This window comes from Bacillus sp. BD59S (assembly GCF_007363175.1).
GTDB classification, from domain to species: Bacteria; Bacillota; Bacilli; order Bacillales; family Bacillaceae_G; genus Bacillus_A; species Bacillus_A pacificus.
In genome coordinates this window covers 2,568,854-2,591,347 of record NZ_CP034686.1, presented here as the reverse complement: position 1 = coordinate 2,591,347, position 22,494 = coordinate 2,568,854, and the positions used below count along the sequence as shown (strand labels likewise).

General features: G+C 32.6%; 34 protein-coding genes. 19 read left to right on the top strand and 15 right to left on the bottom strand.

All coding sequences use genetic code 11. The features are described from left to right. Window positions 1-8: 8 nt before the first annotated feature. The 3 genes from EKQ63_RS15490 to EKQ63_RS30280 all read left to right on the top strand — a co-directional run bounded on the left by EKQ63_RS15490 (window position 9) and on the right by EKQ63_RS30280 (window position 2,411). Window positions 9-863, top strand: coding sequence for an ABC transporter permease (locus EKQ63_RS15490; RefSeq protein WP_087953363.1), 855 nt, complete (start codon window positions 9-11; stop codon window positions 861-863). Window positions 864-939: 76 nt separating this feature from the next. Beyond that, window positions 940-2,052: an FMNH2-dependent alkanesulfonate monooxygenase gene (gene ssuD / locus EKQ63_RS15485; protein ID WP_087997210.1), complete on the top strand. Its 1,113-nt coding sequence runs from the start codon at window positions 940-942 to the stop codon at window positions 2,050-2,052. A gap of 266 nt (window positions 2,053-2,318) precedes the next feature. Then, on the top strand, window positions 2,319-2,411 hold the full coding sequence (locus tag EKQ63_RS30280; RefSeq protein WP_001289320.1) for a putative holin-like toxin: 93 nt from the start codon (window positions 2,319-2,321) through the stop codon (window positions 2,409-2,411). A 228-nt stretch (window positions 2,412-2,639) separates the two neighbouring features. Here EKQ63_RS30280 and EKQ63_RS15480 read toward each other — a convergent pair whose 3' ends face one another. Continuing rightward, window positions 2,640-3,461, bottom strand: coding sequence for an HNH endonuclease (locus EKQ63_RS15480; protein WP_000189700.1), 822 nt, complete (start codon window positions 3,459-3,461; stop codon window positions 2,640-2,642). 148 nt (window positions 3,462-3,609) lie between these two features. On the opposite strand from EKQ63_RS15480, the gene EKQ63_RS15475 reads away from it, so the two are divergent. Continuing rightward, a complete protein-coding gene (locus tag EKQ63_RS15475; RefSeq protein ID WP_000837885.1) occupies window positions 3,610-4,695 on the top strand; it encodes an AI-2E family transporter in 1,086 nt (361 codons plus the stop codon). Between the two features lie 238 nt (window positions 4,696-4,933). Here EKQ63_RS15475 and EKQ63_RS15470 read toward each other — a convergent pair whose 3' ends face one another. The 5 genes from EKQ63_RS15470 to EKQ63_RS15450 are packed head-to-tail and all read right to left on the bottom strand — an operon-like array spanning window position 4,934 to window position 5,749. Beyond that, window positions 4,934-5,074 (bottom strand): YrzI family small protein, encoded by a 141-nt coding sequence (locus tag EKQ63_RS15470; RefSeq protein ID WP_087953365.1) that lies wholly within the window; start codon window positions 5,072-5,074, stop codon window positions 4,934-4,936. Between the two features lie 25 nt (window positions 5,075-5,099). Next, window positions 5,100-5,240 carry a YrzI family small protein gene (locus tag EKQ63_RS15465; RefSeq protein WP_088327819.1) on the bottom strand — a complete coding sequence of 47 codons (141 nt, stop codon included), beginning with the start codon at window positions 5,238-5,240 and terminating at the stop codon, window positions 5,100-5,102. A gap of 25 nt (window positions 5,241-5,265) precedes the next feature. Then, window positions 5,266-5,409, bottom strand: a complete 144-nt coding sequence (locus EKQ63_RS15460) for a YrzI family small protein (protein WP_000668976.1) — start codon at window positions 5,407-5,409, stop codon at window positions 5,266-5,268. Window positions 5,410-5,437: 28 nt separating this feature from the next. Next, on the bottom strand, window positions 5,438-5,581 hold the full coding sequence (locus EKQ63_RS15455) for a YrzI family small protein (protein ID WP_087953368.1): 144 nt from the start codon (window positions 5,579-5,581) through the stop codon (window positions 5,438-5,440). 27 nt (window positions 5,582-5,608) lie between these two features. Next, window positions 5,609-5,749 carry a YrzI family small protein gene (locus EKQ63_RS15450; protein WP_000156180.1) on the bottom strand — a complete coding sequence of 47 codons (141 nt, stop codon included), beginning with the start codon at window positions 5,747-5,749 and terminating at the stop codon, window positions 5,609-5,611. 440 nt (window positions 5,750-6,189) lie between these two features. On the opposite strand from EKQ63_RS15450, the gene EKQ63_RS15445 reads away from it, so the two are divergent. The 7 genes from EKQ63_RS15445 (at window position 6,190) to EKQ63_RS15415 (ending at window position 10,471) form a co-directional block, all read left to right on the top strand. Further along, the gene (locus tag EKQ63_RS15445; protein WP_087953370.1) at window positions 6,190-6,783 is read left to right on the top strand and encodes a DUF4825 domain-containing protein; all 594 of its coding nucleotides are present in this window, start codon (window positions 6,190-6,192) and stop codon (window positions 6,781-6,783) included. A gap of 14 nt (window positions 6,784-6,797) precedes the next feature. After that, window positions 6,798-7,286: a DinB family protein gene (locus tag EKQ63_RS15440; RefSeq protein WP_087953371.1), complete on the top strand. Its 489-nt coding sequence runs from the start codon at window positions 6,798-6,800 to the stop codon at window positions 7,284-7,286. Between the two features lie 125 nt (window positions 7,287-7,411). After that, window positions 7,412-7,792 carry a GntR family transcriptional regulator gene (locus EKQ63_RS15435; RefSeq protein WP_087953372.1) on the top strand — a complete coding sequence of 127 codons (381 nt, stop codon included), beginning with the start codon at window positions 7,412-7,414 and terminating at the stop codon, window positions 7,790-7,792. After that, the gene (locus EKQ63_RS15430; protein ID WP_088327817.1) at window positions 7,789-8,661 is read left to right on the top strand and encodes an ABC transporter ATP-binding protein; all 873 of its coding nucleotides are present in this window, start codon (window positions 7,789-7,791) and stop codon (window positions 8,659-8,661) included. Before EKQ63_RS15435 ends, EKQ63_RS15430 begins: the two co-directional genes overlap by 4 nt. Next, complete coding sequence (locus tag EKQ63_RS15425) at window positions 8,658-9,329, top strand: DUF4052 family protein (protein WP_087953374.1); 672 nt, start codon at window positions 8,658-8,660, stop codon at window positions 9,327-9,329. Before EKQ63_RS15430 ends, EKQ63_RS15425 begins: the two co-directional genes overlap by 4 nt. Before the next feature lie 36 nt (window positions 9,330-9,365). Further along, on the top strand, window positions 9,366-9,845 hold the full coding sequence (locus EKQ63_RS15420) for a CcdC family protein (RefSeq protein WP_143881229.1): 480 nt from the start codon (window positions 9,366-9,368) through the stop codon (window positions 9,843-9,845). 116 nt (window positions 9,846-9,961) lie between these two features. Further along, entirely contained in the window at window positions 9,962-10,471 is a 510-nt protein-coding gene (locus EKQ63_RS15415) for a 2'-5' RNA ligase family protein (RefSeq protein WP_088327814.1), read from the top strand. A 6-nt stretch (window positions 10,472-10,477) separates the two neighbouring features. On the opposite strand, the gene coaW is transcribed toward EKQ63_RS15415, so the two are convergent. The 9 genes from coaW to EKQ63_RS15370 form a co-directional block, all read right to left on the bottom strand. Beyond that, complete coding sequence (gene coaW, locus EKQ63_RS15410) at window positions 10,478-11,308, bottom strand: type II pantothenate kinase (RefSeq protein WP_087953377.1); 831 nt, start codon at window positions 11,306-11,308, stop codon at window positions 10,478-10,480. 91 nt (window positions 11,309-11,399) lie between these two features. Further along, on the bottom strand, window positions 11,400-11,798 hold the full coding sequence (locus EKQ63_RS15405) for a 3-hydroxyacyl-ACP dehydratase FabZ family protein (RefSeq protein ID WP_087953378.1): 399 nt from the start codon (window positions 11,796-11,798) through the stop codon (window positions 11,400-11,402). 56 nt (window positions 11,799-11,854) lie between these two features. Continuing rightward, the gene (locus EKQ63_RS15400; RefSeq protein WP_143881228.1) at window positions 11,855-13,054 is read right to left on the bottom strand and encodes an LL-diaminopimelate aminotransferase; all 1,200 of its coding nucleotides are present in this window, start codon (window positions 13,052-13,054) and stop codon (window positions 11,855-11,857) included. 193 nt (window positions 13,055-13,247) lie between these two features. Next, window positions 13,248-13,454 (bottom strand): DMT family transporter, encoded by a 207-nt coding sequence (locus tag EKQ63_RS15395; RefSeq protein ID WP_372514618.1) that lies wholly within the window; start codon window positions 13,452-13,454, stop codon window positions 13,248-13,250. Between the two features lie 134 nt (window positions 13,455-13,588). Then, window positions 13,589-13,951: a hypothetical protein gene (locus EKQ63_RS15390; protein ID WP_087953381.1), complete on the bottom strand. Its 363-nt coding sequence runs from the start codon at window positions 13,949-13,951 to the stop codon at window positions 13,589-13,591. A 170-nt stretch (window positions 13,952-14,121) separates the two neighbouring features. Then, entirely contained in the window at window positions 14,122-14,421 is a 300-nt protein-coding gene (locus EKQ63_RS15385) for a hypothetical protein (protein WP_087997213.1), read from the bottom strand. Between the two features lie 153 nt (window positions 14,422-14,574). Further along, on the bottom strand, window positions 14,575-15,777 hold the full coding sequence (locus tag EKQ63_RS15380; RefSeq protein ID WP_088327812.1) for an MFS transporter: 1,203 nt from the start codon (window positions 15,775-15,777) through the stop codon (window positions 14,575-14,577). A 293-nt stretch (window positions 15,778-16,070) separates the two neighbouring features. Then, complete coding sequence (gene exsC, locus EKQ63_RS15375) at window positions 16,071-16,505, bottom strand: exosporium protein ExsC (RefSeq protein ID WP_143881227.1); 435 nt, start codon at window positions 16,503-16,505, stop codon at window positions 16,071-16,073. 168 nt (window positions 16,506-16,673) lie between these two features. Next, on the bottom strand, window positions 16,674-16,826 hold the full coding sequence (locus tag EKQ63_RS15370) for a YqbF domain-containing protein (RefSeq protein ID WP_071725777.1): 153 nt from the start codon (window positions 16,824-16,826) through the stop codon (window positions 16,674-16,676). A 478-nt stretch (window positions 16,827-17,304) separates the two neighbouring features. On the opposite strand from EKQ63_RS15370, the gene EKQ63_RS15365 reads away from it, so the two are divergent. The 8 genes from EKQ63_RS15365 to EKQ63_RS15330 all read left to right on the top strand — a co-directional run bounded on the left by EKQ63_RS15365 (window position 17,305) and on the right by EKQ63_RS15330 (window position 22,486). Continuing rightward, a complete protein-coding gene (locus EKQ63_RS15365; RefSeq protein WP_087953384.1) occupies window positions 17,305-17,673 on the top strand; it encodes a hypothetical protein in 369 nt (122 codons plus the stop codon). A gap of 195 nt (window positions 17,674-17,868) precedes the next feature. Further along, complete coding sequence (locus EKQ63_RS15360; RefSeq protein ID WP_087953385.1) at window positions 17,869-18,654, top strand: class I SAM-dependent methyltransferase; 786 nt, start codon at window positions 17,869-17,871, stop codon at window positions 18,652-18,654. 69 nt (window positions 18,655-18,723) lie between these two features. Continuing rightward, complete coding sequence (locus EKQ63_RS15355; RefSeq protein ID WP_000621879.1) at window positions 18,724-18,912, top strand: DUF3970 family protein; 189 nt, start codon at window positions 18,724-18,726, stop codon at window positions 18,910-18,912. Between the two features lie 77 nt (window positions 18,913-18,989). Further along, window positions 18,990-19,955, top strand: a complete 966-nt coding sequence (locus EKQ63_RS15350; protein ID WP_087997215.1) for a nucleoside hydrolase — start codon at window positions 18,990-18,992, stop codon at window positions 19,953-19,955. A gap of 173 nt (window positions 19,956-20,128) precedes the next feature. Further along, a complete protein-coding gene (locus EKQ63_RS15345; protein ID WP_000638307.1) occupies window positions 20,129-20,371 on the top strand; it encodes a GlsB/YeaQ/YmgE family stress response membrane protein in 243 nt (80 codons plus the stop codon). A gap of 77 nt (window positions 20,372-20,448) precedes the next feature. Next, on the top strand, window positions 20,449-20,844 hold the full coding sequence (locus EKQ63_RS15340; RefSeq protein ID WP_000847587.1) for a hypothetical protein: 396 nt from the start codon (window positions 20,449-20,451) through the stop codon (window positions 20,842-20,844). A 99-nt stretch (window positions 20,845-20,943) separates the two neighbouring features. Then, window positions 20,944-21,789, top strand: coding sequence for a DUF5700 domain-containing putative Zn-dependent protease (locus EKQ63_RS15335; protein WP_143881226.1), 846 nt, complete (start codon window positions 20,944-20,946; stop codon window positions 21,787-21,789). Between the two features lie 28 nt (window positions 21,790-21,817). Further along, a complete protein-coding gene (locus EKQ63_RS15330; protein WP_088327808.1) occupies window positions 21,818-22,486 on the top strand; it encodes a YjgB family protein in 669 nt (222 codons plus the stop codon). The last annotated feature ends 8 nt before the right edge of the window (window positions 22,487-22,494 follow it).

The window sequence follows — 22,494 nt, the reverse complement described above, 5'->3', positions numbered from 1 at the left end:
TTTGTAAATTGGAAAATACGAAGGCTGTTGTGAAAAGGGCCAGTTTAATGATTGGCAAAAGCAATGTCAATGTAAAAAAAGTGCGAAAGACAAATGTAAAAATGTTAGTAAGAGCGATTACGATACCAGTTATCGTATTAATAGTTTGGCAATTAGCCGGCGTATTCGATCTAGTTTCTAAAACAGTTTTACCAACGCCATTAGATATATTTCTAGCTTTTCAAGAACTTATAAAAACAGGAGAGTTATACGGTCATCTAAGTATCAGTGTATTCAGGGCTGCGGCTGGTTTCTTTATTGGTGGGAGCCTAGGAATTATATTAGGAACGATTGTTGGGTTTTCAACGAGAAGCGAGCAATATTTAGATCCGTCAGTACAAATGTTAAGAACTGTGCCTCACTTAGCTGTTGCACCGCTTTTCGTATTATGGTTCGGTTTTGGTGAAACATCGAAAGTGTTATTAATTGCAGATGGTGCATTTTTTCCTTTATACGTAAACGCGTTTCTAGGAATACGAGGTGTAGATTCAAAGTTATTTGATGTTGCGAGAGTGTTAGAGTTTAGTAAAAGAAAATTAATTACGAAACTAATTTTACCGGCAGCATTGCCAAACCTATTACTTGGGGCAAGATTATCATTAGGAGTAGCATGGGTGAGTTTAGTAGTAGCAGAACTTATGGGATCTACAGAAGGTATTGGCTATATGATTATGGATGCAAGGCAATTTTCAAATACAGATATCGTATTTGTCGGTATTATTATCTTTGCATTCGTTGGGAAGTTTTCTGATTCACTTGTTCGTTTACTAGAAGTGAAGTTTTTAAGATGGAGAGATAATTTTAAAGGAGAGATAGGAAATTAACATATAAATTATTAGGGGTAATTTATATAGAGTATTTTAGTGTACGTTTCAACATAAATAAGGGGTGTGTAAAGGTATGGAATTATTATGGTTTATTCCAGCGTATGGTGATGGTAGATATTTAGGAACGACAAAACGAGGAAGAGCAGCTGAGTACGGTTACTATAAACAAGTTGCACAAGCAGCTGATTATTTAGGATATACGGGTGTTTTACTTCCAACTGGTCAAGGTTGTGAAGATCCATGGGTATTAGCATCCGCACTTGCAGCTGAGACAGAGAAATTAAAATTTTTAGTAGCAGTTAGACCAGGACTGATGTCGCCGACAGTTGCAGCAAGGATGGCTTCTACATTTGATAGAATTTCAGACGGCAGACTTCTAATTAATGTAGTAGCTGGAGGAGATCCAGTTGAACTACAAGGAGATGGATTATATCTTGAGCATGATGAAAGATATGAAGCAGCGGATGAGTTTTTAAAGGTTTGGAAATCAACATTGCAAGGTGAAACGATTTCTTTAGAAGGAAAACATATTAAAGTTACGGAAAGTAAAGTTGTGTTCCCGCCAGTTCAAACGCCATACCCTCCTATATATTTTGGTGGATCATCCGCTGCTGGAAAGAAAGTTGCAGCAGAACATAGTGATGTATATTTAACGTGGGGCGAGCCACCAAAGCAAGTGAAGGAGAAAATAGAGGAAGTAAGAAAACTGGCAGAAGAGAAGGGTCGTTCAGTACGATTTGGCATTAGGTTACACGTAATTGTAAGAGAGACAGAAGAAGAAGCATGGGAAGAGGCAGAACGTTTAATTCAATATGTAGATAATGAAACAATTGAGCTTGCTCAAAAGACATTTGCAAGATATGATTCAGTTGGACAAAAACGGATGACACATTTAAATAAAGGAACAAGGGAGTCGTTAGAGATAAGTCCTAACTTATGGGCTGGCATCGGGCTTGTAAGAGGTGGTGCAGGTACTGCACTTGTTGGAGATCCGCATACAGTAGCAGAAAGGATAAAAGAATATGAAGCGTTAGGAATTGATACGTTTGTTTTATCGGGATATCCACATTTAGAAGAAGCGTATGAAGTAGCAGAACTTTTATTTCCTTTATTGAAAGAAGAAAAGAAACAAGAAAATAAAATTGTTGGTGAAATGGTAGCTGATGCATATGCATTAAAAAAATAGTGAGAAATAAAGTGAAACTTTAATCCTTTGGATGAATTGTTCCAAAGGATTATTAGTTGAACCAATCGGGTATTAACAGGCAGTTTCACCTATGCTTTACTCCATTTTGTTTACTGCCTGTTAATACGGGATAAAAAACTCGCAAGTAAATCACTTGCGGGTTTTCATCGTAAACTATCAGAAAATATGGTAAAATTAAATAGTAACTTAAGGTGCGGTTGGTTGTTCAATTATCACTTCTCCAATTAGGAGGGGGGTGATAATAAGTGAGTGAAATAGCGTTGTTACTGCAAGGTGGATTGTTTCTCGTTGCATTGTTAACATTCGTCGTCGTTTTAATAGACAAGCTCAAAAAATAACAACCCACCTATGCCAATAGAATGTGGGTTGTTTTGTTTGTAAGAAACAAATAGGATAAATGAACAATCCAATCTGCTAAGTTACGTGGACTAGTGTGTAGCCGCACACTAGTCTTTTTTATTTATATACAATTTATAATTGGTTTATGTGATTGTATTGTTCTTTTCATACTTATTATAACACAGTGTCTTTTCATCAAGAAAGGAGACCGTACGTTCTGTTTCTAATTAAATAGAAGGTGATTTTTCTTTAAAGAGCCCGTCCATATACTGTTTTAAAGTTTGAACGTAAAATTCTTGCTTATTTACATCATTTACGCCGACAATTGGTGAAGGAAGTTCATATCTCTTTTCGGATAAATGAACGACAACATCAAAAATATCAAATAGACGAATGAAACAGAACAGCCCATCTTTATCACTTAATAAAATAAAATAGTGGTTTTCACTATTTGTATTTAATGTATTCCATAAAGAACTTTTGCTTAAATCACGAACAATGCTCTTTTCTTTTAATTCCATGAAGTCGGCATTTGATAGGATGCTAGAAATATCAATCGCATCTGGATCTTCAAAATAGCCATCGACTGCTTGTACAGCGAAAGTATAAGCCATTTTTAATACACTCATTTTATACTTACGGTTATCTAAAAGTAATTCACGTTGAATAGAGCTAGCTACTTTCGTTACACGTTCTTCTTTCCAGATTTCGTTATGTAGTGAGATATCGTGCTTTTTACATAGTTTCATAATTAATGCATTGGAATAAAGTATTTCGTCACTTACTTCAACAACATCTGTCTCAGCGGCCGCAAGTTCCTCACCATGCTCATTTGTATAGAGGGGGGAGTCAATCTGTTTTTTCATTTGCTCAATCTTAAATTGACTTAATTTATGCCGAATTAAGGGGCGATCAATATTTGTTGTCATTTGTTCATGACAAGTATCACAAATTGAGTTTGTGAAATAATATCCACATAATATTTCTGGGATGACATATTGTTCACTAAGTTCTTTCGTATCTTTTCTGCAAATGATGCATTGTGTCATTTTTATCACCTTTACCTGCAAATTTGTATGTAATCTCATTGTAGTGTATTTATTGGTATTTTGGAATATTGTAAAGGAAAATATTATGTGAAATTCTTGCTTATTTTGGTACAATGAAGAGAAGTGCTAGTTTAAAGGAGGAAGTTTTTTGAAATCGAAAGTGCACTTTTGGACATTAGAAGTGCTAATGGTTGTAGCGATCATATTTATTTGCACAAAAATATCGTTTCTATTTCAACCGATTGGTATCTTCATATCAACGTTGTTTTTCCCAATCTTAATCGCGCTATTTTTATACTTCATATTTAATCCGGTATTAGTCTTTTTGGAGGATAAAAAAGTACCTAGAAATTTAGCGATTTTACTGTTATATCTTTTTATCATAACATTAACTGCGGTTGGAGTTGGGGTAGTAGTACCAACGATCTCCCAACAGCTAATGGATTTAGTAAAAAATATGCCAGGTTATATAAAAGAGGGAAAAGTATACATACAAGATTTATCCCATCATAGATTGTTTGAATGGTTATCTACACAAAACTATGTTTCCATTGAAACAATTGAAAAAAATGCAATTGAATACTTAAAGGATATACCAAACACCATTACGTCGAGTGCAACGGCTTTATTTGGTATTATCACGAACGTTGCATTAGTTATCTTCACAGTACCGTTCATTTTATTTTATATGTTTAAAGATGGCCATGCGTTTCCAGGGAAAGCAGTAAGCTTATTACCAGAGTCTTACCGTGAAGAAGGACTTCGCATCATTAAGGAAACGAATGAAACATTATCTGCATATATTCAAGGGCAAGCGCTTGTTTGTATATTTGTAGGTGCTTTTACTTTTATCGGTTATTTAATTATTGATTTACCGTACGCTTTCGTTTTAGGAATTATAGCAGCATTTACAAATATCATTCCTAACTTAGGTCCATTTATCGGTGCAGCGCCAGCTGTTATTGTAGGTCTGTTCGTATCTCCGATGCAAGCGTTGTACGTAATTATTATAGTAACAATTGTACAACAATTTGAAAGTAACATCATTTCACCGCGTATTATGAGTTCAAAATTAAATATCCATCCGTTAACAATTATTATTTTAATTCTAGGGGTAGGTAACTTTGCGGGAATTATTGGAATGATCTTGGCGGTGCCAGTTTATGCAGTAACGAAAACAGTTGTATCGAACTTAGTGAGATTGTTTAAGACGAAGAGAAGTAATCGAAAATAGTTTATGTTGAGAAAGATACACCACTTTTTAAGAGGTGTATCTTTTTTATTAATTAATGTTAAAAAGCGTACGAATACAAATTCATTATATATTTATTATATATCAAATATAACCGTAAACTTGGATGATATAGCCCCAATAAAACTATGTGGAATCCCTCTGAACTATCCAAATCATTTCTTTAGAACGTGCTATCAACATCATAATCGACTCCTTTCAATTTTTATATTTTAAAGATTTATAGGTGAGAGTAGTATTTGCTTCTACGATCTCGAATTTCGTCCATAATCTGTTTATATTGTTGTTCTTGCTTTAATTCAGTTTCAGAAAGGGTTTCTTTCTGAATTGTAATTGTTAAAAAGAAAAGGTGAAACTTCATAATACATTCCTCCTTTCGAAAGGAATTATAAATGGCTACAATAGTGACTTTGACGTTCTTTTACATCTTCCATAGCTTTATTAATTTGATGATCATGCAGTATCTCACTGTCCGAGAACTTAGTTTTTTGAATGGTGATGGTTAAAAAGAATATTTTCAATTTCATTAGATAAAACCCCTTTATAAGTTTATTAGAAAAGACGGCTGTAATAAGAAGCTTGACGCTCTTTTACTTCGTCCATAATAGTTTGAATGTGTTGCTCACGCAAAATCTCATTCTGTGAAAGTTTACGTTTTTGAATGGTGATGGTTAAAAAGAATGCTTTAAATTTCATGAAGGTATTTCTCCTTAAAAATATATTTTTAATACATATGCGTATAATATGAACTTTTAATGTCAATCATTTTATCAGTCAGTTGTTTTATTTGCTGTTTACGATGGATTTCAGCTTCAGTTAAAGTGTTTTTCTGAAGTACAGTCGTAAAAAAGAAAATATGAAAAGTCATAAATGAATTCCTCCTTTCGAAAAGGAATTACATGTGATCACAATAAAGTGCTTGGCGCTCCTTAACATCATTCATAGCTTTTTCTATTTGCTCATTATGAAACATTTTATCTTTAGAAATTTTATTTCTTTGAATCGTAATACTTAAAAACAATACGCTAATAGTCATCGAATGTTGCTCCTTTCTTTAAAAAATAATGTAAGAGACTAAAAAATCGCACAAAAAAGCCACAGGAAGATATAGTTCTCCTATGGCCAGGCGTGACAAAGCCACAGGAAAGTATACGACCTCCTGTGGCGAATTTATGAATTAATCGAAATAATGTACGATTTTCAATTCTCCATTAGGGTGGTCGAATTCATATTTAATTGTCCAGAAAACACAGGTGCAGTTAACGCTAAAGTTAAAGCATGTAATTGTAATTTCATCATTTCCTTCGACCTCCTTTTAGAATATTTTTCTTACGTTAGTAAGTATATACAATTAATGGATAATTGTAAACATAAAAAGCGAAAATTTTTAATTTTGATTAAAATGCGTATATTTTAAAGGGTTTTGAGAAGGTGTATTGTAATTAACGAAATATCGATAAAAATGGGGGATGCTAAATGAAATATATGCATCGAAATGTAGTTGTTATGCTAACAATTTTTTTATTTATTACTGCTTGTTCTAGCGGAGAAAGAATAAAAGAAATATCTGATGTGAAACCTGGTGACTTTAAGAAATATGCTGGAACATATGTTGGTAATAACTCAGATGTGGTTGCAATTGTTAATCATTTACCCGGTGGTGATACATTTCAAAGTATTAGTTTAGAGAATGAAAGTATAAAGGTGTACTATGGTGCAAAAGGAAATGGAACTTTGACAGAAGACATGGTTGAGACGTATTGGTTTGATGGTAAGGATACGATGGAGAAGAATTTTCTCTTTAACGTTATTTATCTAGCGATTTTAGTACCAAATGCGAAAAGCTACGAGTTTCAAGTAGAAAATAAAAATTTCACGATAAAAAGAGAAGAAATACTATCAATCCTGTATGAAAAATTTGATAATTTCCCAAAAGAAAATGATATATGGGATAAAAAGAAAGTAGTAAAGTTTCTTAACGAAAATAACGAAGAAATTACAATGCTTATGAATGATAAAGAGTTTCGGAAATCTTTATTTGCTACACATCCAGTGCAGCAGTTGAAATAATGGGAGGAGAAAAGGTGGAGTTAGTATACAAAATTACTTATCATCGAATGCAGGAACATTATTTACCTAAGATAGTAAAGGCAATTAGCCTCGTTAGTGAAGAAGATTTGTGGAAGCAAGGGAACTCTGTTAATTCAATTGGTGGAATCGTATTGCATATTTGTGAACATATTTATAGAAATACTAGTCGTTATAAAAATCCCACTATAGTTTTTGAAAAGGGAATTGAGGAGTATTTTCCAGTAAAAAAACAAGGTTCTGAAGTTTTGCTACAGTACGTTGAAAAAGTATTTGATGAATGGGGAAAGGCATATATACAATCATGGGAAGAAAAAAGACATATTGAACTTCATGGTTTATTACATTTAGTGGAGCACACAAGTTATCATTTAGGGCAAATAGTAGATCGTACAAAGTCAATAAAAGGACAACAATTTAACTTTTGTCAAAATGGTATAAATGAAAAGAATTTAAGAACAAGAGTTGAAACATCGAAATTTTAGAAAGAGAGTCATTCTTAAATAAATGACTCTCTTTTTTTGTAAAAGGAATTTATGGAAATAAATATTTTTATGTGATATGGTTAATTACATAAGTAATGAACCTAAGAACCTAAGGTGGTGAAATTGTGAAACCTACTCTGGAGCAAAATAAATTAATATACTTACAAATTGCAGAAACGATTGAATCTGATATTTTAAAAGATATATTACTTGAAGAAGAACAAGTGCCATCAACAAATCAATTTGCGAAGATGCTACAAATTAATCCAGCTACTGCAGCTAAAGGGGTAAATGTATTAGTGGATGAAGGGATTTTATATAAAAAGAGAGGGATCGGAATGTTTGTTGCAAAAGGAGCGAAAGAAGTCGTACTTAAAAAAAGACAAAATACTTTTATGACCGAATATTTACCGAAAGTGTGGGAAGAAGCAAAAGTATTAGAAATATCCAAAGATGAATTGATGGATATGATTCAAAAAATTACGAGGGAGGGGAAAGAGGGATGATTGCACTTGAAACGAAAGATATAACGAAAAAATACAAAAAGAAAGTAGCAGTAAATGAAGTAACGATTTCATTGGAAGAGCATAAAATATATGGTTTGCTTGGTAGAAATGGAGCAGGAAAAACGACATTATTAAATTTACTTGCAGGCCAAATTACTTCAAGTAGTGGAAGCGTATCAATATTTGGTGAATATGTTTTTGAAAATAGTAAAGCGATGCAAAGTATGTGTTTTGTTAGAGTGAAAGAAGAAGCACATTTAAGCTATAAAGTAAAAGAAATTTTTAAGATGTGTAGCATATTTTATAAAAATTGGGATGGAGCTTATGCTGAAGAACTGGCAGATAAATTTAAGCTGAATATGACAGAGAAATACCATAAACTATCCCATGGTATGCAAACAGTCGTAGGAATTATTCAAGGATTAGCAAGTAGAGCACCAATAACAATTTTTGATGAACCAACTACAGGTTTAGACGCAGCAAACCGTGAATTATTTTATAGTCTACTTCTAGAAGATTACGGTGAGTATCCACGAACTATTATATTATCCACACATTTAGTAGAAGAAGTAACTCATGTGATTGAAGATGTAATTATTATAAAAGAAGGAAGGCTAGTTGTTCAATCATCAGTGGAAGAGTTATTACAACAAGTTCAGATTATTTCAGGCCAAAAGGATAAAGTGGACAAGTTCTTGATTAATAAAAAAGTATTAAATCGAGAAGTTTATGGAAATAAGGGTATTGCTGTTATATGGGAAGAATTGTCTAATGAAGATTATGACTCTATTGAAAAATTAGGGTTAGTAGTTAATGGAATAACATTACAAAAATTATTTATTCACATAACTGGTGGTGAAGTGAAATGACGATATTAATGAAGCAGTTAAAGTTACATATTAATTTTCATTATAAAGCAATTTTAATATTTTGGATTATAGCTTTATTAATAAAAGGGGCTTTAAATGCTGCTCATTTAAATGGAGCGAACATTGGTTATTTACCCAAAATTATAAATAACCCTTCAATAGCAATTATGTTATTTATAGTAGGGAGTGTTTTCATCATTCAAGATGAGCTTTTTCGTTTAGCTGTTTCATTCGGTGTAACGAGAATACAATATTTTATCGGGGCAATTTGTTATATCGTATTGCAATCTGCATTATTTTCATTTCTTCAAGTTATGCTTTTACAAGATATAAAATATAATTTAGTAAATGTTAGTTTTTGGGAGCAGTCGGTGCAACAATTTATTTTGCAATTTTTATTTTATGTTACAACAGCATGTTTCTTCCAAGTGGTAGTAGTTTTTAAACAACGATTTCAGTGGATTGGTCTTATGATTGGTGGAACACTTTTCTTATCAACAAATAGTGTACTTTATGGAGAAGCAGGGGTAACCAGTTTACTATTTACGAGTGATGGATCTTTAGTAGATATTCCATATTTTACTGTTATTTCAATTGGATTAACTGTTCTTTATATCATAACCAGTAGTATATTTATTCGTAAAGTATCATTCGAAAAAACGATTTGAAATATTATTAGATTACTATAGAGAGAAGGATAGCAAATGGGAGACACATCTTCACTCATTACAGTCTTTTTAGGCATTGCACTATTAATATTCTGGCGTCGTTATCGCTCCATGCATAAGCCGATAAAGGGATCAGGAAAACGTATTTTATGGCCATTATTATTTTTAACACCAGGTGTTGTATGGTTTTTTGGTCCCGTACATCCAGCTATATTACAAGTAGTTATAGCGGTATTCATTGGGGGACTTTTCGCTGTGCCGCTTATAGTATTAACAAATTATGAACGAAGAGATGATGGGAATATGTATACGAAAAAAAGTGCTGCTTTCTTAATTACTTTTATTGCACTTGTCGTTTTAAGGTATGGTTCAAGGAAATATATTGTAGACTTAGATCAACAAACAATTGGTTTATTATTTTATGTTGTTGCTGTCTCGTATATTATTCCATGGAGAATTGCTTGCTATATAAAGTTTAGGAAAGTTTGGCGGGGGAATAGTAATCATGTTAAATAAAAACTTCTCGTTTGAGAAGTTTTTATTTTTACATGTAAGCAAAATAATTTGTTGATGTTCAAGGCTGTCATAGAATATGATACATATTAAAATAAGAGGAAAGTAGAGGGATAAAAATGCGTACTATTTTAGTCTTTCTAAATAACATGTCCATCGATAAAATAGAGGACATTAGACAAAAACATGATCCTTTATTTGGATTAATTCCACCGCATGTAACAATCGTATTTCCATTTAAGAGTAATATTTCAAATGATGAATTACAATCTCATATTTTGAATTTATCAAAAGGGATAGGCAAAATTGAAATTGAGTTTGCAAATCGTATCACTAGTGTAGGAAACTATTTGTTTTTAGAAGTTGAGGAAGGGAAAGAACAAATAGAAGAACTACATGACTTGCTGTATACAGGACCTTTAATACAATTTTTAAAAGAAGATATTCCATACACACCACATGTAACAGTCGGGAGAAAAGAAAATGCTGAGTTAGCTGCTGAAGTAGCCAAGGATATTCATAGTTTACCTGAAACGTTACAATGTGTAATTGATAGAATTAGTGTAGAGCGAATTGGAGAGAACGGGGAATCGATTATTGAATTTGAAGTACCGTTGCAAAAAAGCTGACAAGTGTCAGCTTTTTTTATTCGCAACATAAAGTAAAGCACCAATCGCACCGCTATTACCACCATCTTGTAAAAAAATAGGTATTTTATTTTGATATTTTGTGTAGCTACTAATAATATTTTGAAGGTGTATGTTATTACATAGAGTCGAACCAATATAAATAATATGGTCAATGTTTTTTGTTTCGGCAAATTGAAGGCTTAATGCAGTAACGACTTCACCGACGAGTCCTTGTACAGTAGCAAGTATATCTGAGCTATTATAATTTAATTCTATAGTAGCAGCTTTACCAAAATTGCTTGCAGTTAAACTATTATCAATAGGGGAGAGAATACCGCCATAAATATCACCAACTGTAATATCTAATTCTTTTCTAGAACCTACTTTTGTTAAAGGAATTACATCTTCAAAATGGTCTATATTTGTTAACAATTTTGAAAGCCCCATAATAGTACCACCGCCAACACCAGTTCCGCCAGCGCGAATATATTGGTCATTATAAACGTAATGAATAGAAGTGCCTGTACCGATATTTGTTAATATAAAGTTGTTTATATCATATTTTTCTTCTTTTAATATGTATCGGACACCTATAAGAGTAGCTTCAAATTCATTTAGTTCTACTATTTTATATGAGTCAGAAAGTAGTTGCTGTAATTGTTTTGCTTTACCACCTGTAATACATATTTGTTTTATACGAGTATTTTTCTTAAGCCAATCTATTATTTTATCATGTTCATTTGAATAAAATTTTTCAAAAGCTAATTGCTTTTGTTCGTTCAAATAAGCAATTTTCGTTAATGTTCCACCAGCATCGATACCGATCGTACTTTCCATTTGCCTGCTCCTTACCAAGTAATTTGTTTACTCTGTTTATGATGGTGAGACGAATTTGTAGGAGGTAGATACCCCGCGGATTACATCGTCTCTAATCAGCTTGATATATTAATAGTTTTTCCACAGTTACAATCGGCTGATTATAAACAGTTGCAGTACCTGTACCGAGAATAAAACCTCGGCGATTGCGAGATAGCTCATAATGCAAATCAAGTTTATCACCGGGATATGCTTTTCCGTGGAATGTAACTCCATCTAAAGAGGAGAGAAAGCCTAATCCTTCAGAGTCACTCGTATGTACAAATGCGCTAAGCTGAGCAAGTGCTTCTACAATTAACATATGAGGCATATGTTTTTGACTATCATTTATAAACCATTCATTATTTGTAATGAGTTTATATCCCGTAACGGATTCACCATGTTTTACATTTGTTACTTTATCAATCATTAAAAATGGATAACGATGAGGAAGAGTGTCTTCAATGTGCATATGAAAATACCTCCAATAAATAATACCCCTGCTACAGTTAAGCAGGGGAGTTATCATTAATTTTTAACTAATTCATTTACTTTTTCAAGAGAAAAAATACCACTATTTCTAATGTTTTCAACCACTTGTTGTAGCACTTTTTTATCTTGAACGAGTGCAATACGTACAAAACCTTCTCCGTGAGGTCCAAATGCATGACCTGGCGTAACAACGACATTTGCACGATCCATTAATGCGTATGCGAAATCTATAGAAGTCCAGCCGTTCGGAATTTCAGCCCAAACGAACATACTACCAGCTGGTTTATCGACATTCCAGCCAAATGTTTTGAACCCATCAATTAAAGTATCTCTACGTTCTTGATAAATACCGCGATTTTTCTCACAAAAAGCAGCGCAATTTCTTAGTGCAGCACATGCTGCTTTTTGAATTGGTAAAAACACTCCGTAATCTGTATTAGATTTAAATTGTGTAAGTGCCCCGATAATTTCTTCATTACCAATCATATAACCAATACGGCTACCTGCTAAACTATAACTTTTTGACAAAGAGTTGATTTCTACGCCAACGTCTTTAGCACCAGGCACAGAGAGGAAGCTTATTGGTTTGTTACCATCAAAATAAAATTCAGCATAAGCAAAATCATGGACAACAATAATGTTATGCTTTTTCGCGAATGCAATTATCTCTTTAAAGAAATCTTCATGAGCCATTGCTGGAACCGGATTCCCTGGGAAGTTTAAAATCATCATCTTCGCTTTATCTGCAATTTCTTCAGGAATTAGCTCTAAGTTAGGTAAGAAATCATTATCTTTCTTTAGAGGCATGTAGTAAGATGTTGCTCCAGCCATTTGGATTCCTGTTTCATAAGCTGTATATCCTGGATCAGGAACTAATATAATATCTCCCGGATTCGCATAAACCATAGGTAAATGGACGAGTCCGTCCTGTGACCCCATTAATAATAGAACTTCTTTATCGGCATTTAATATAACATTATGAGTGTTGTTGTAATATTCAGTTACAGCTTCGTGAAATTCTTGAATACCACTTAATGTGTATCCATAGCTTTCTTTTTGATTTGCTGTATGTACCAATGCTTCTCTTACGAAATCAGCAGGTGGCATATCAGGATTCCCGATACTTAAATCAATCATTTTGTGACCTGCTGCAATCTTTTCTTTTTTATAGGCCCCTAATTCACTAAATATAGAAGATTGGAATGCTTTCATTCTAGTTGCTAACGTGTAAGTCATCAAAACCCCTCCTAAAAACAGTGTTTTCTTTCTGCGTTTTTAATTATTCTGAAAACACATGAGTACATTTTATCATTTTTTTATGAAAATTAAAACGATTGACAAATTTAGAGGGAGGATTAGTCTTTTTTGAAAAGGGAGGTGTAAATAAGTACCGGTAAACTGAACTGCCTATTATATCTTTCTAGATGGTTTAGGATGTTTTGTAGTTTTTGTTAAGTATATCCCGCATATTTTGGATGAAAAAGTACACGAAAACGAGGCCTAATATACCACTAAGCCAATAGTATGAATTTCCTGTCGTGAATTTTTCATAAAATGAATGTGCATTCCATAGGATTAGGAGAATGGAACAGATTGTTGATACAATTAATGAACTTAAACTTCTCAAAAAAAGCACCTCACATTAAAATATTGTTATTATATAATATTACATCTAAATTTAAAGATTTAAAAGAGAGAAATGTTTTTGGGGAGGTTTTGTAAAATAAAAATAACGCAGAAAATATTTTCTGCGTTTTAAATGAAGAGTAATTATTTCTTTTTATATGTACATAATTTTTCCACTGCATAAAAGTATACGTTTAATTTGCCATCGACAACTTTTAAAGTTTGATCTGATGTAAATGAATTACCATAATCAATGTGATATACATTAGAATCCTTTACAAAGGAACCTTTGTATAAATCTTCTTTTTTCTTCGTTGTTTGCATTTCTACTAAATTTTGAATGATTTTTTCTTTCTTTTCTTCTTTTACAACTGTTTCAAATTTATAAGACGCAGGACAAAGACCATTTTTGTTGTCAACGACTTCCCAAGAACCGTAAATATCATTATTGCTACATCCGCTAAGTAGTATGACGAATAATGGAATAAGTAATAGAAATTTTTTCATTTTGTACTCCTTTCTTTTCATTTTCAATAAACGTGCGAATACGATAGGCATATTGTAGTAAATAAAGTTTAAATTTTTATAAAGAATTATTTAATTTCATATAAAAATTTAAGGGGAATTGAAAAAGCATGAATCTAGTGTAAAGTCAGATTCATGCCGAGTAGTATAGTCTATGTTATGTTTCTTTTGAGGAAAAATAAAGAGGAAAGTAGGATCACTATTCCATTTAAAATATATACAACTGCAACAATAAAGGCTAGGCCCCCTGCGCCAAATCCAGCTTCATCGAATATAGAAGCGAATGCTACGGTAGTAAAAAAAACAATAGGAGTTATCAGTAAAAATATGAAACCGGCGATAATTCTTCTTTTAAAGTAATGTCCAGATAAGGAAATAGCTAAAAAGTTTATGATGCTAAACAGAGCTAATACAAAAATAAATATAATAAATAACTGCATACCATCAGACAATTGCGCACCCCCTATATATATCATGTTAGTATACTGTATTCAAAAGCGAAAGGGGGTACTCCTTTAAATAATTACAATAAGCGTAATAAATAAGTTTTTATATAACAAAGACGCATGGATTAATCTAATAGGATCCATGCGTCTTTGTTTATGTTATAAATTCGCAGATTGCGAAGGCTGTTTTTCATATTGTTTTTGTTTAGATAGCGATATGAAAATAATTAATAATGAAATGACGCCGAAAATTAAGACCATGTACTGTAATCCAATCGTATCTAAGAAGAAACCAGTACCGAGTAAAACGATTTGGAACATAACTCTTTCAAACATGTTACGGAATGAGAAGAGACGGCCGTGATAGCTTTTTTCCACTTTCGTTTGGAAAATTGTCGACATAATAGGGAAAAAGCAACCGACACTAAAACCAAACAAACCAAATGATGTAAGAGACATCCATTTTATATCGCTAAAGAACAATGATAGATGTGCAAAAGCGGTACAAATTGCGAAGAAATATAGTAACTTTTCAGGTTTGAAATGGTCAGATAAACGTTTAATAACGAAGGCACCTAACATAAATGCGATACCTTCAATTGTATATATAAAGCCTTTAATCGTTGGATCATGTTGCATTTCGCTAATATTAATTACCATTAAATTAAATCCAGCTATAAATAATAGAGGGATAATACTTAATATAAGTGCTGTGAAAGCAATAGGAATTCCTTTTAAAATACGAAATACTTCCATAAAGCTATTATCTTTTGCAGCTTGTTTACTTGGTGTTGTGGATTTCTTATCCTCGAATTGTAGGAAGAAAGTTGAGAGGAATAATAAAGCGTACGCTGCCATTGAGAAAGCATACATATACTGTAAACTCATTACAACTAAAAGAATTCCACCTAGTGAAGTACCTGCAATACGAGCGATCGTACCTACATTCATATGTACACCGTTCATCTGTAATAACTCATGCTCACGAACGATAAGTGGGATTACAGATTGTAATGCAGGGAAATAAAACGCTGCTGAAATTTGAAGAGCAACCATAAATGCAATCATAAATGCGATACTTTCAAATTGGATGGCAAAAAACATGAAAATAACACTTAAAACTCGACCAAACCCAGCGTAAAGAAGAACTTTTTTCTTTTCATACTGATCGATGACACGGCCAGCCATGGGTCCAACTAGAACACCGGCTAATAGTCCGATAAATAATATAACTGATTTCATGAAATCAGAAGGGACATATTTTTGCATAAATTCAAGGTTGCCAAGAATGCCAAGCCATAACCCTAAACCAGCAATAAACTCCCCAATTAAAACAATCCAAACATTTTTATTACGCCACATAATATAAAACCTCTCCGTCTTTTAAAATGAAAAACTCGTATATAAAACCTCCTTATTTATGTATTCTTTTCATACGAACTTTTTTAGAGTCAGAGTCTATATTACGTGTTTCATAATTGGATTTCAATCTTTTTGATTTGTCAAAAATTTGATGTGTTAATTGATGAAATAAGTGAATCAAAAAGTAAAAAATTTATGATTAAAGCTAATAGAAAGTAAGTATAAATATAAAAAAGCAAGAACGTATAACTACGCCTTGCTTTCTCAAGTGCAAAATTAAATATTTGATTCACTTAGCAACATTTACGCTCTTGTCCAATAGCTAAAGCACTAAAAGATAGAGGACCAACAACTTCTGCACTTGCACCACTAGTTAAGTTTTCTACAGTTAATGAATATTGGTGTGTTCCACTGCCAATGTTTTGATCTATAGCTTGAAATGTTTGTACGTAGAATTGTTCGGAATCTGTAGATTCAATACCAACTTGTGTATTGAAAATTTCAACATTATCACGGAAAATTCGGAATAAAACTTGTGAAATCTCAGCTATACCTTCAACTCCGACTGTAGCGATTAATTCTACTCGATTATTACGTGAATCTCTACTTGAAATTCTTACTTTCAAATTTGCTAGAATTGCTTTATTTGGAGAAGCAGGGATTGCAAAAGTGGTTTCACCCGTTTTACTTATAGGTTGAGTAGCTTGGTAATCAATGATATGAGTCATATTCGTCACCTCCTCATATACTAAAATATGAAAATGGCAATGAAATAGCTTGGACAAATAATAGAATATTTTAATAGAGTCGATAATAATTGTTGAAAAGGAGTAATTCACAAAAAAGCATCAAGAAAATATCAAAATACAGTGATGGTTTTCTTGGTGCTTTTGTACTTAGGCTGAATATTCTTCTTTACGTACTTCGAAAAATTCATTGCGACGTAAGTAATTATAAACTTTCTCGGAAACCTCTTCTTCTTCACACATTAAGAAACGATGATCAAAAGCATAGAATGATTGACCTTTAATTAATTTTACGTAGTAAATTTTACACGCCTCCTCTAGCGAAATTAGTATTTACTTAATATTATGATGGCCTATAAGTATGTGAATCATACTTGAAGTTTCAAAGGATTGAAGCGAAACAAAATAAAAAAGCTTACAAAACTGTAATGTTGTTGTCACGTTTTCCGATAGTTAGAAATAACCAATTTCTTCTATACTACAAATAAGTTACATAAAATAAGGGGGTAAAAAGATGGAGGAAGTGATTGGAGAAGTAGTAGCAGGTATTTGTGAATTTGTGGTGGAGGTAACAGCAGATGCTATTGGAAATTTAGTTTCCGGAAAGGATGAGGAAAAAGAAACATTATAATAGTTTGTAAAAGTATATAGATAATCAAAGTATAAAGGCTGATTTCTAAAGGGAAATCAGCTTTTATAGTTTTTACATTATATTAATTTTATTTGAATATTCATTTGTTATTATGTTTGTAAATCGAATAAAGGGGGTGAATAAATAACTATGTCGAATTTAGGGAATAATTTATCTAATTCTTGTTTGATTGTTGTAAAGATAGAGGAAAAGGAATATCACTTTATTGTTCGTGAACATCCAATTGTAGGGAAATTTATATCGCTATTGGAAAATGGAAAAGAATATGGTTTAATAAATAAACAAATCGCTAATAAAGATAAATTTATTACATCGGAGCTTGCTAAATTAGATTATTTTAACATAGATGTTCTATATCATACACCTGGATGGATATGGATTGGTATGGATCAATTTGGTTTACATGCTCGTGAGGCTACTTATAACGAAGTAGACATTATTATGAAGTTGAAAGAGGATTTATATTATATAGATGTAGATGAAAAAGTAAAAATGTAATTGATATTTAGTTAGGTTAGGGGACAAGTTCCCGTAGCCTTTTTTTGTTTAATATGAAAACGGAAAATAGATACTATGTAGGGGAGGACTGTATGATAAGAAGTGAGCTGAAAAGAGGATTTGAAAATACATAAAGAGAACTTTAATTATTATATGAATTCTATATGTAAATAATAATAGAAAGAAGATGATAAAATGAGTAAAGAAGAGCTTGTGAAACAACAGTTTGGTAATAATGCGGAGAAGTATGTAAAAAGTAAAATTCATGCTAAAGGACCGGATTTACAATATGTAGTTCAACAAGTTGAGTCTCGTCATAATAATCGTCTTCTTGATATTGCTACTGGCGGAGGACATGTTGCGAATGTATTAGCTCCATTGTTTCAAGAAGTAGTTGCCTTAGACTTAACAGAAAAAATGTTAGAGAATGCGAAAAACTTTATTATAAGTAATGGACATGAAAATGTATCTTTTGTCGCTGGAAATGCTGAAAGTTTACCGTTTTCTGATCGTTCATTTGATGTGATAACATGCCGAATTGCAGCACATCATTTTACGAATCCAGATCAGTTTGTTTATGAAGTAAATCGGACGTTAGAAGATAATGGATTGTTTATTTTAATAGATAATGTTTCACCGGAAAATAATGAATACGATACATTTTATAATTTTATAGAAAAAAAGCGGGATCCGAGTCATGAACGAGCGTTGAAAAAAACAGAATGGATTACCTTGTTAGAAAAAAATAGTTTGCAAATGCAGTCATGTCTTACCTTTGACAAGAAATTTGAATTTGACTGGTGGTGCGATATGATGAATGTCCCTTTGCAAAAACGAGAGAAGTTAACAGAATGTATGATGAAAACATCACTTGAAATGCAAGAATTCTTTAACATTCAATATGAAAATAATAAAATTATATCGTTTTATACTGAAATGGCATTGTTTATATGTAAAAAAAGTGCGACATTAAAAAGATAAATTTCTTGAAGTCTTTTCAAAGTACGATATACTTAGTACTGAGAAAATGAGAATAGAGGAAAAGTAATAATGATTCGCGTACGTATTGAAGGAACTGAAGAAGAAATGCTTGAATTTATGGAGAAAATGCCAGATATTCCTGGATTTGAAAAAACACATATGAGAGAACCGAGAAAAGGAAATAATCCAAAATATGATTCGAGTAAGAATGTACTAGCATATTTATCTTATAAAAAGATTGAAGTCGCCAATAAATAGGCGGCTTTTTTAGTTTGCACTGTTTCACAGCCTTGTCTTTTTTACATAATAATAATAGTAGATTATGCTGAAGAGGGGTGAGGATAGTTAATAAGAAAATCATCTTTTTTGGAGACTTTGGTATTGATGATGCTGTGGCGTTAATTTATGCAAATAAAACATGTAAATTAGATATTATAGGTATTGTTGCTGAATATGGAAATGTATCGCGAAAAATTGTAACGGAAAATGTGTACTTTTTAGAAAGATACTATGCTACAGAAGTAAAGATCATTGAGGGTGCAGCAAGACCGATGACAGCTGAAGAACCTTTGTTCTTTCCTGAAATTCATGGGGATCACGGTTTAGGGCCAATTATTCCACCTGAAATGAGGATTTGTAAACGGGAAAATTTTTGTGAATTAATTAAATTAATTGAGCCTTGTCCAGAAGATATTATTATCGTAGCGACAGGACGATTAACAACATTGGCAACATTATTTTTAATATATCCAAATGTCATGGATAAAGTATATTCGTATTATATTATGGGCGGTGCGTTTTTATTTCCCGGTAACGTTACTCCTGTATCAGAAGCAAATTTTTATGGAGATCCAATTGCTGCAAATATTGTAATGAAGTACGCAAAGAATGCAACTATTTATCCATTAAATGTAACGCAACAGGCCCTAATTACGCCTGAAATGGTGGATGTTATTAATAAAGAAGGAACAGGGCAGGCAAAGCTTATTAAACCAATGATTGATTTTTATTATGAGAATTTTTATAAAAAAGAATACCCTGGTATTGCTGGAAGCCCGATTCACGATTTACTTCCGTTCATTTCATTTATAAATGATGATATTTTTGAATATAAAAAATCTGCAGTTTGGATTAGTACGACAAATGATGTAACAAGAGGGCAAAGTGTGGCTGACTTTAGAAAAATAGCTGAGCCAACAAGGTTTGATGATCGGCCAATACAAAGAATTGCGGTTGGTTTTAACTATCCTGCATTTAAGGAAGAGTTTATGCGTACAATATTGAAGCCTGATTGCCCATAATAGGAGAAATATGAAGGGTTTCCACTACTAATCCAAAAACTAGTTGGTCATTATTTTGAAATAATCTAATAGTTGAAGCCGTATGAATAACTTATGAAAAATGTAGCATAACTAATGGTAAGCAATTGTTTCTAATTATATTTTGATTGGTAAACTATAAAGGAGGTTATCATATGATTTGGTCTTTAATCGTTGGTGGTATATTAGGGTGGCTTGCTAGCTTAATTACTGGTAGGGATGTACCAGGCGGTGTAATTGGTAATATTATTGCTGGTATTATTGGTTCTTGGATTGGTGGGAAATTACTTGGTAGTTTCGGCCCAGTAATCGGTGGATATGCAATTATTCCAGCTTTAATTGGTGCGATTATTTTAATCTTCATCGTAAGTTTCTTATTGCGAGCAATGCGAAAATGAATGTAAGGACTGTTTACATTTGTAAGCAGTCCTTTTTATATGTTATGCTAGTATTATACAATCAGGAGGTGTCAGCATTGAAAACATTTACAGTAAATTTTCATCAAGAAGATAATGCAAAAGCGACAACAGTACATAAATTAAGTGAAGAGGACTTCAACAAAGCAACAGAAAAGGGTACTCGTCATCTATTTGATTTAGATACAAACGTTGGATTCTTCGTATTCTTTGACGCAGAAGATGCAGAAGGAAATGATCAATACTTAATGCTACAATATGAAGGAGATCATGAAGAACCAACTGCGTGCTACGGATTTGATTTAAAACTTTACTATCAATTTTTAGCACTATACTTAAACGATCTTGAGTTCCAAGGTGAAACAGATGAAGAAGAGGAAGAGTACGGTCCAATTCATCATTTAGCTCACTTACTTTATCATATTGTTGAAGATGGTAAGTCAATCGAAGTGTAAAAATACATATGTAAAGCTGTCCTTTTTGGGCAGCTTTTTTCTATTTAAGGAAGGAGTGCAGCGTAAATGGAGAGAAGGGATATATAAGGAGATGGAAAAATGATAAACAATACAATTCCAAGTTTTTTAAACTTATGGGAAAGCACCGACGTAGAATTAGCAGTCCTCAATCAATACTGCACTTCGCATCCAGAGATATTTGAAGAATACTTTAAGTATCATTGTCCTAAAACGAAAGAACGTCTTTCTAATGCCATTAACCTATATCCCGCAAAAATAGAAGATATACGTATCATTGCAGAATCATTACCGACTATTATTCAAGAGATAACGAATGAATATCGTAATAAATATAGCTTTGATGTAAATATGAAATTCCACATATTTGTTGGAGCTTTTGGATCTAATGCATTCGTAGAGAGGGAGATCATTGGAGATATATTTTTTGCGGTAGAAAAATTATCTCCAGATTTGAATCATCTTCGTGTTATTGTTGCTCACGAAATAGGGCATATATATCATAATGTTATGTTACAAAATAATGGAATGGATTGGGAGAAAGCTGAGTGGACCGATGCGGCAGTTAATTTGTATCGTGAAGGTGTTGCAACATATGTATCAAAGCAAATTGTGAAAGGTTTAAATGAATCAGTGTATTACTCATATGACGATGATGGTGAACGTTGGTTACAATATTCTATAGAAAATGAAGAACAAATAAAGAAACGTTTTTTGGAAGATTATATAGAAGGGTGGACGTTTGAAAAAGAGAAAGAGTGGTTTCGGTTATCTGGTGGACAATATTTTGGGTACAACCGACTCGGTTATTTTTTAGGAACAGCTTTTGTAGAATATGTTGCACAAGCATTGGGCGAGAGTGAAGTATTTACTTTTTGGAACAAACACAATTTGAAAAGAGATGTAATGGATTGGTTATCGACATGAATCAGATTATGATAGGGGGCTGAAATGTATGAGAGTGTATGTAAAGATAGGTATGTTATTTCTCGCTTTTACATGCATTTTTGCATTAGTAGCATGTAAAGGAACGGACGAAAAAAAGGAAACAGATCCAACAACAGAAAATAGTAAAAATGAACAGAATAATACTTCTGAAGAAAAGAAAGAACCTGATGAAAAATCAAATAATGAAGGATCAACAAACCCAAAGCCAGATCCAAGCACGAAAGATACAGTAATCAATCAAAAATCAATTAACCACGTTAAAGAATTGTTTGAACTATCGAAAGAAGGAAAAGTACCTAACATTCCGTTTGCAGCGCATACAGGAGATATTGAAGAAATAGAAAAAGCGTGGGGGAAAGCAGATAAAATGGAACAAGCAGGAAATGGAATGTACGCTACCTTTACAAATAAAAATGTTTCCTTCGGTTTTAATAAAGGATCACAAGTTTTTGATGTACGCTCCTATCATGCAGAACTAAAATCAATTACATTACAAGAAATAGAAAAAGCATTAGGAAAACCAACTTCAGTTAAAGGAAATGGTGAAGATAAAATATATGTATATAAAGTAAACAATCAGTTTGAGTTAAAATTCATTATTCCAAAATCGACTGGTAAAGTAAATCATATTTCGGTATTTTCGCCTGAGGATAGTATTAATAAAATGGCAGGGTAATAAAGAAG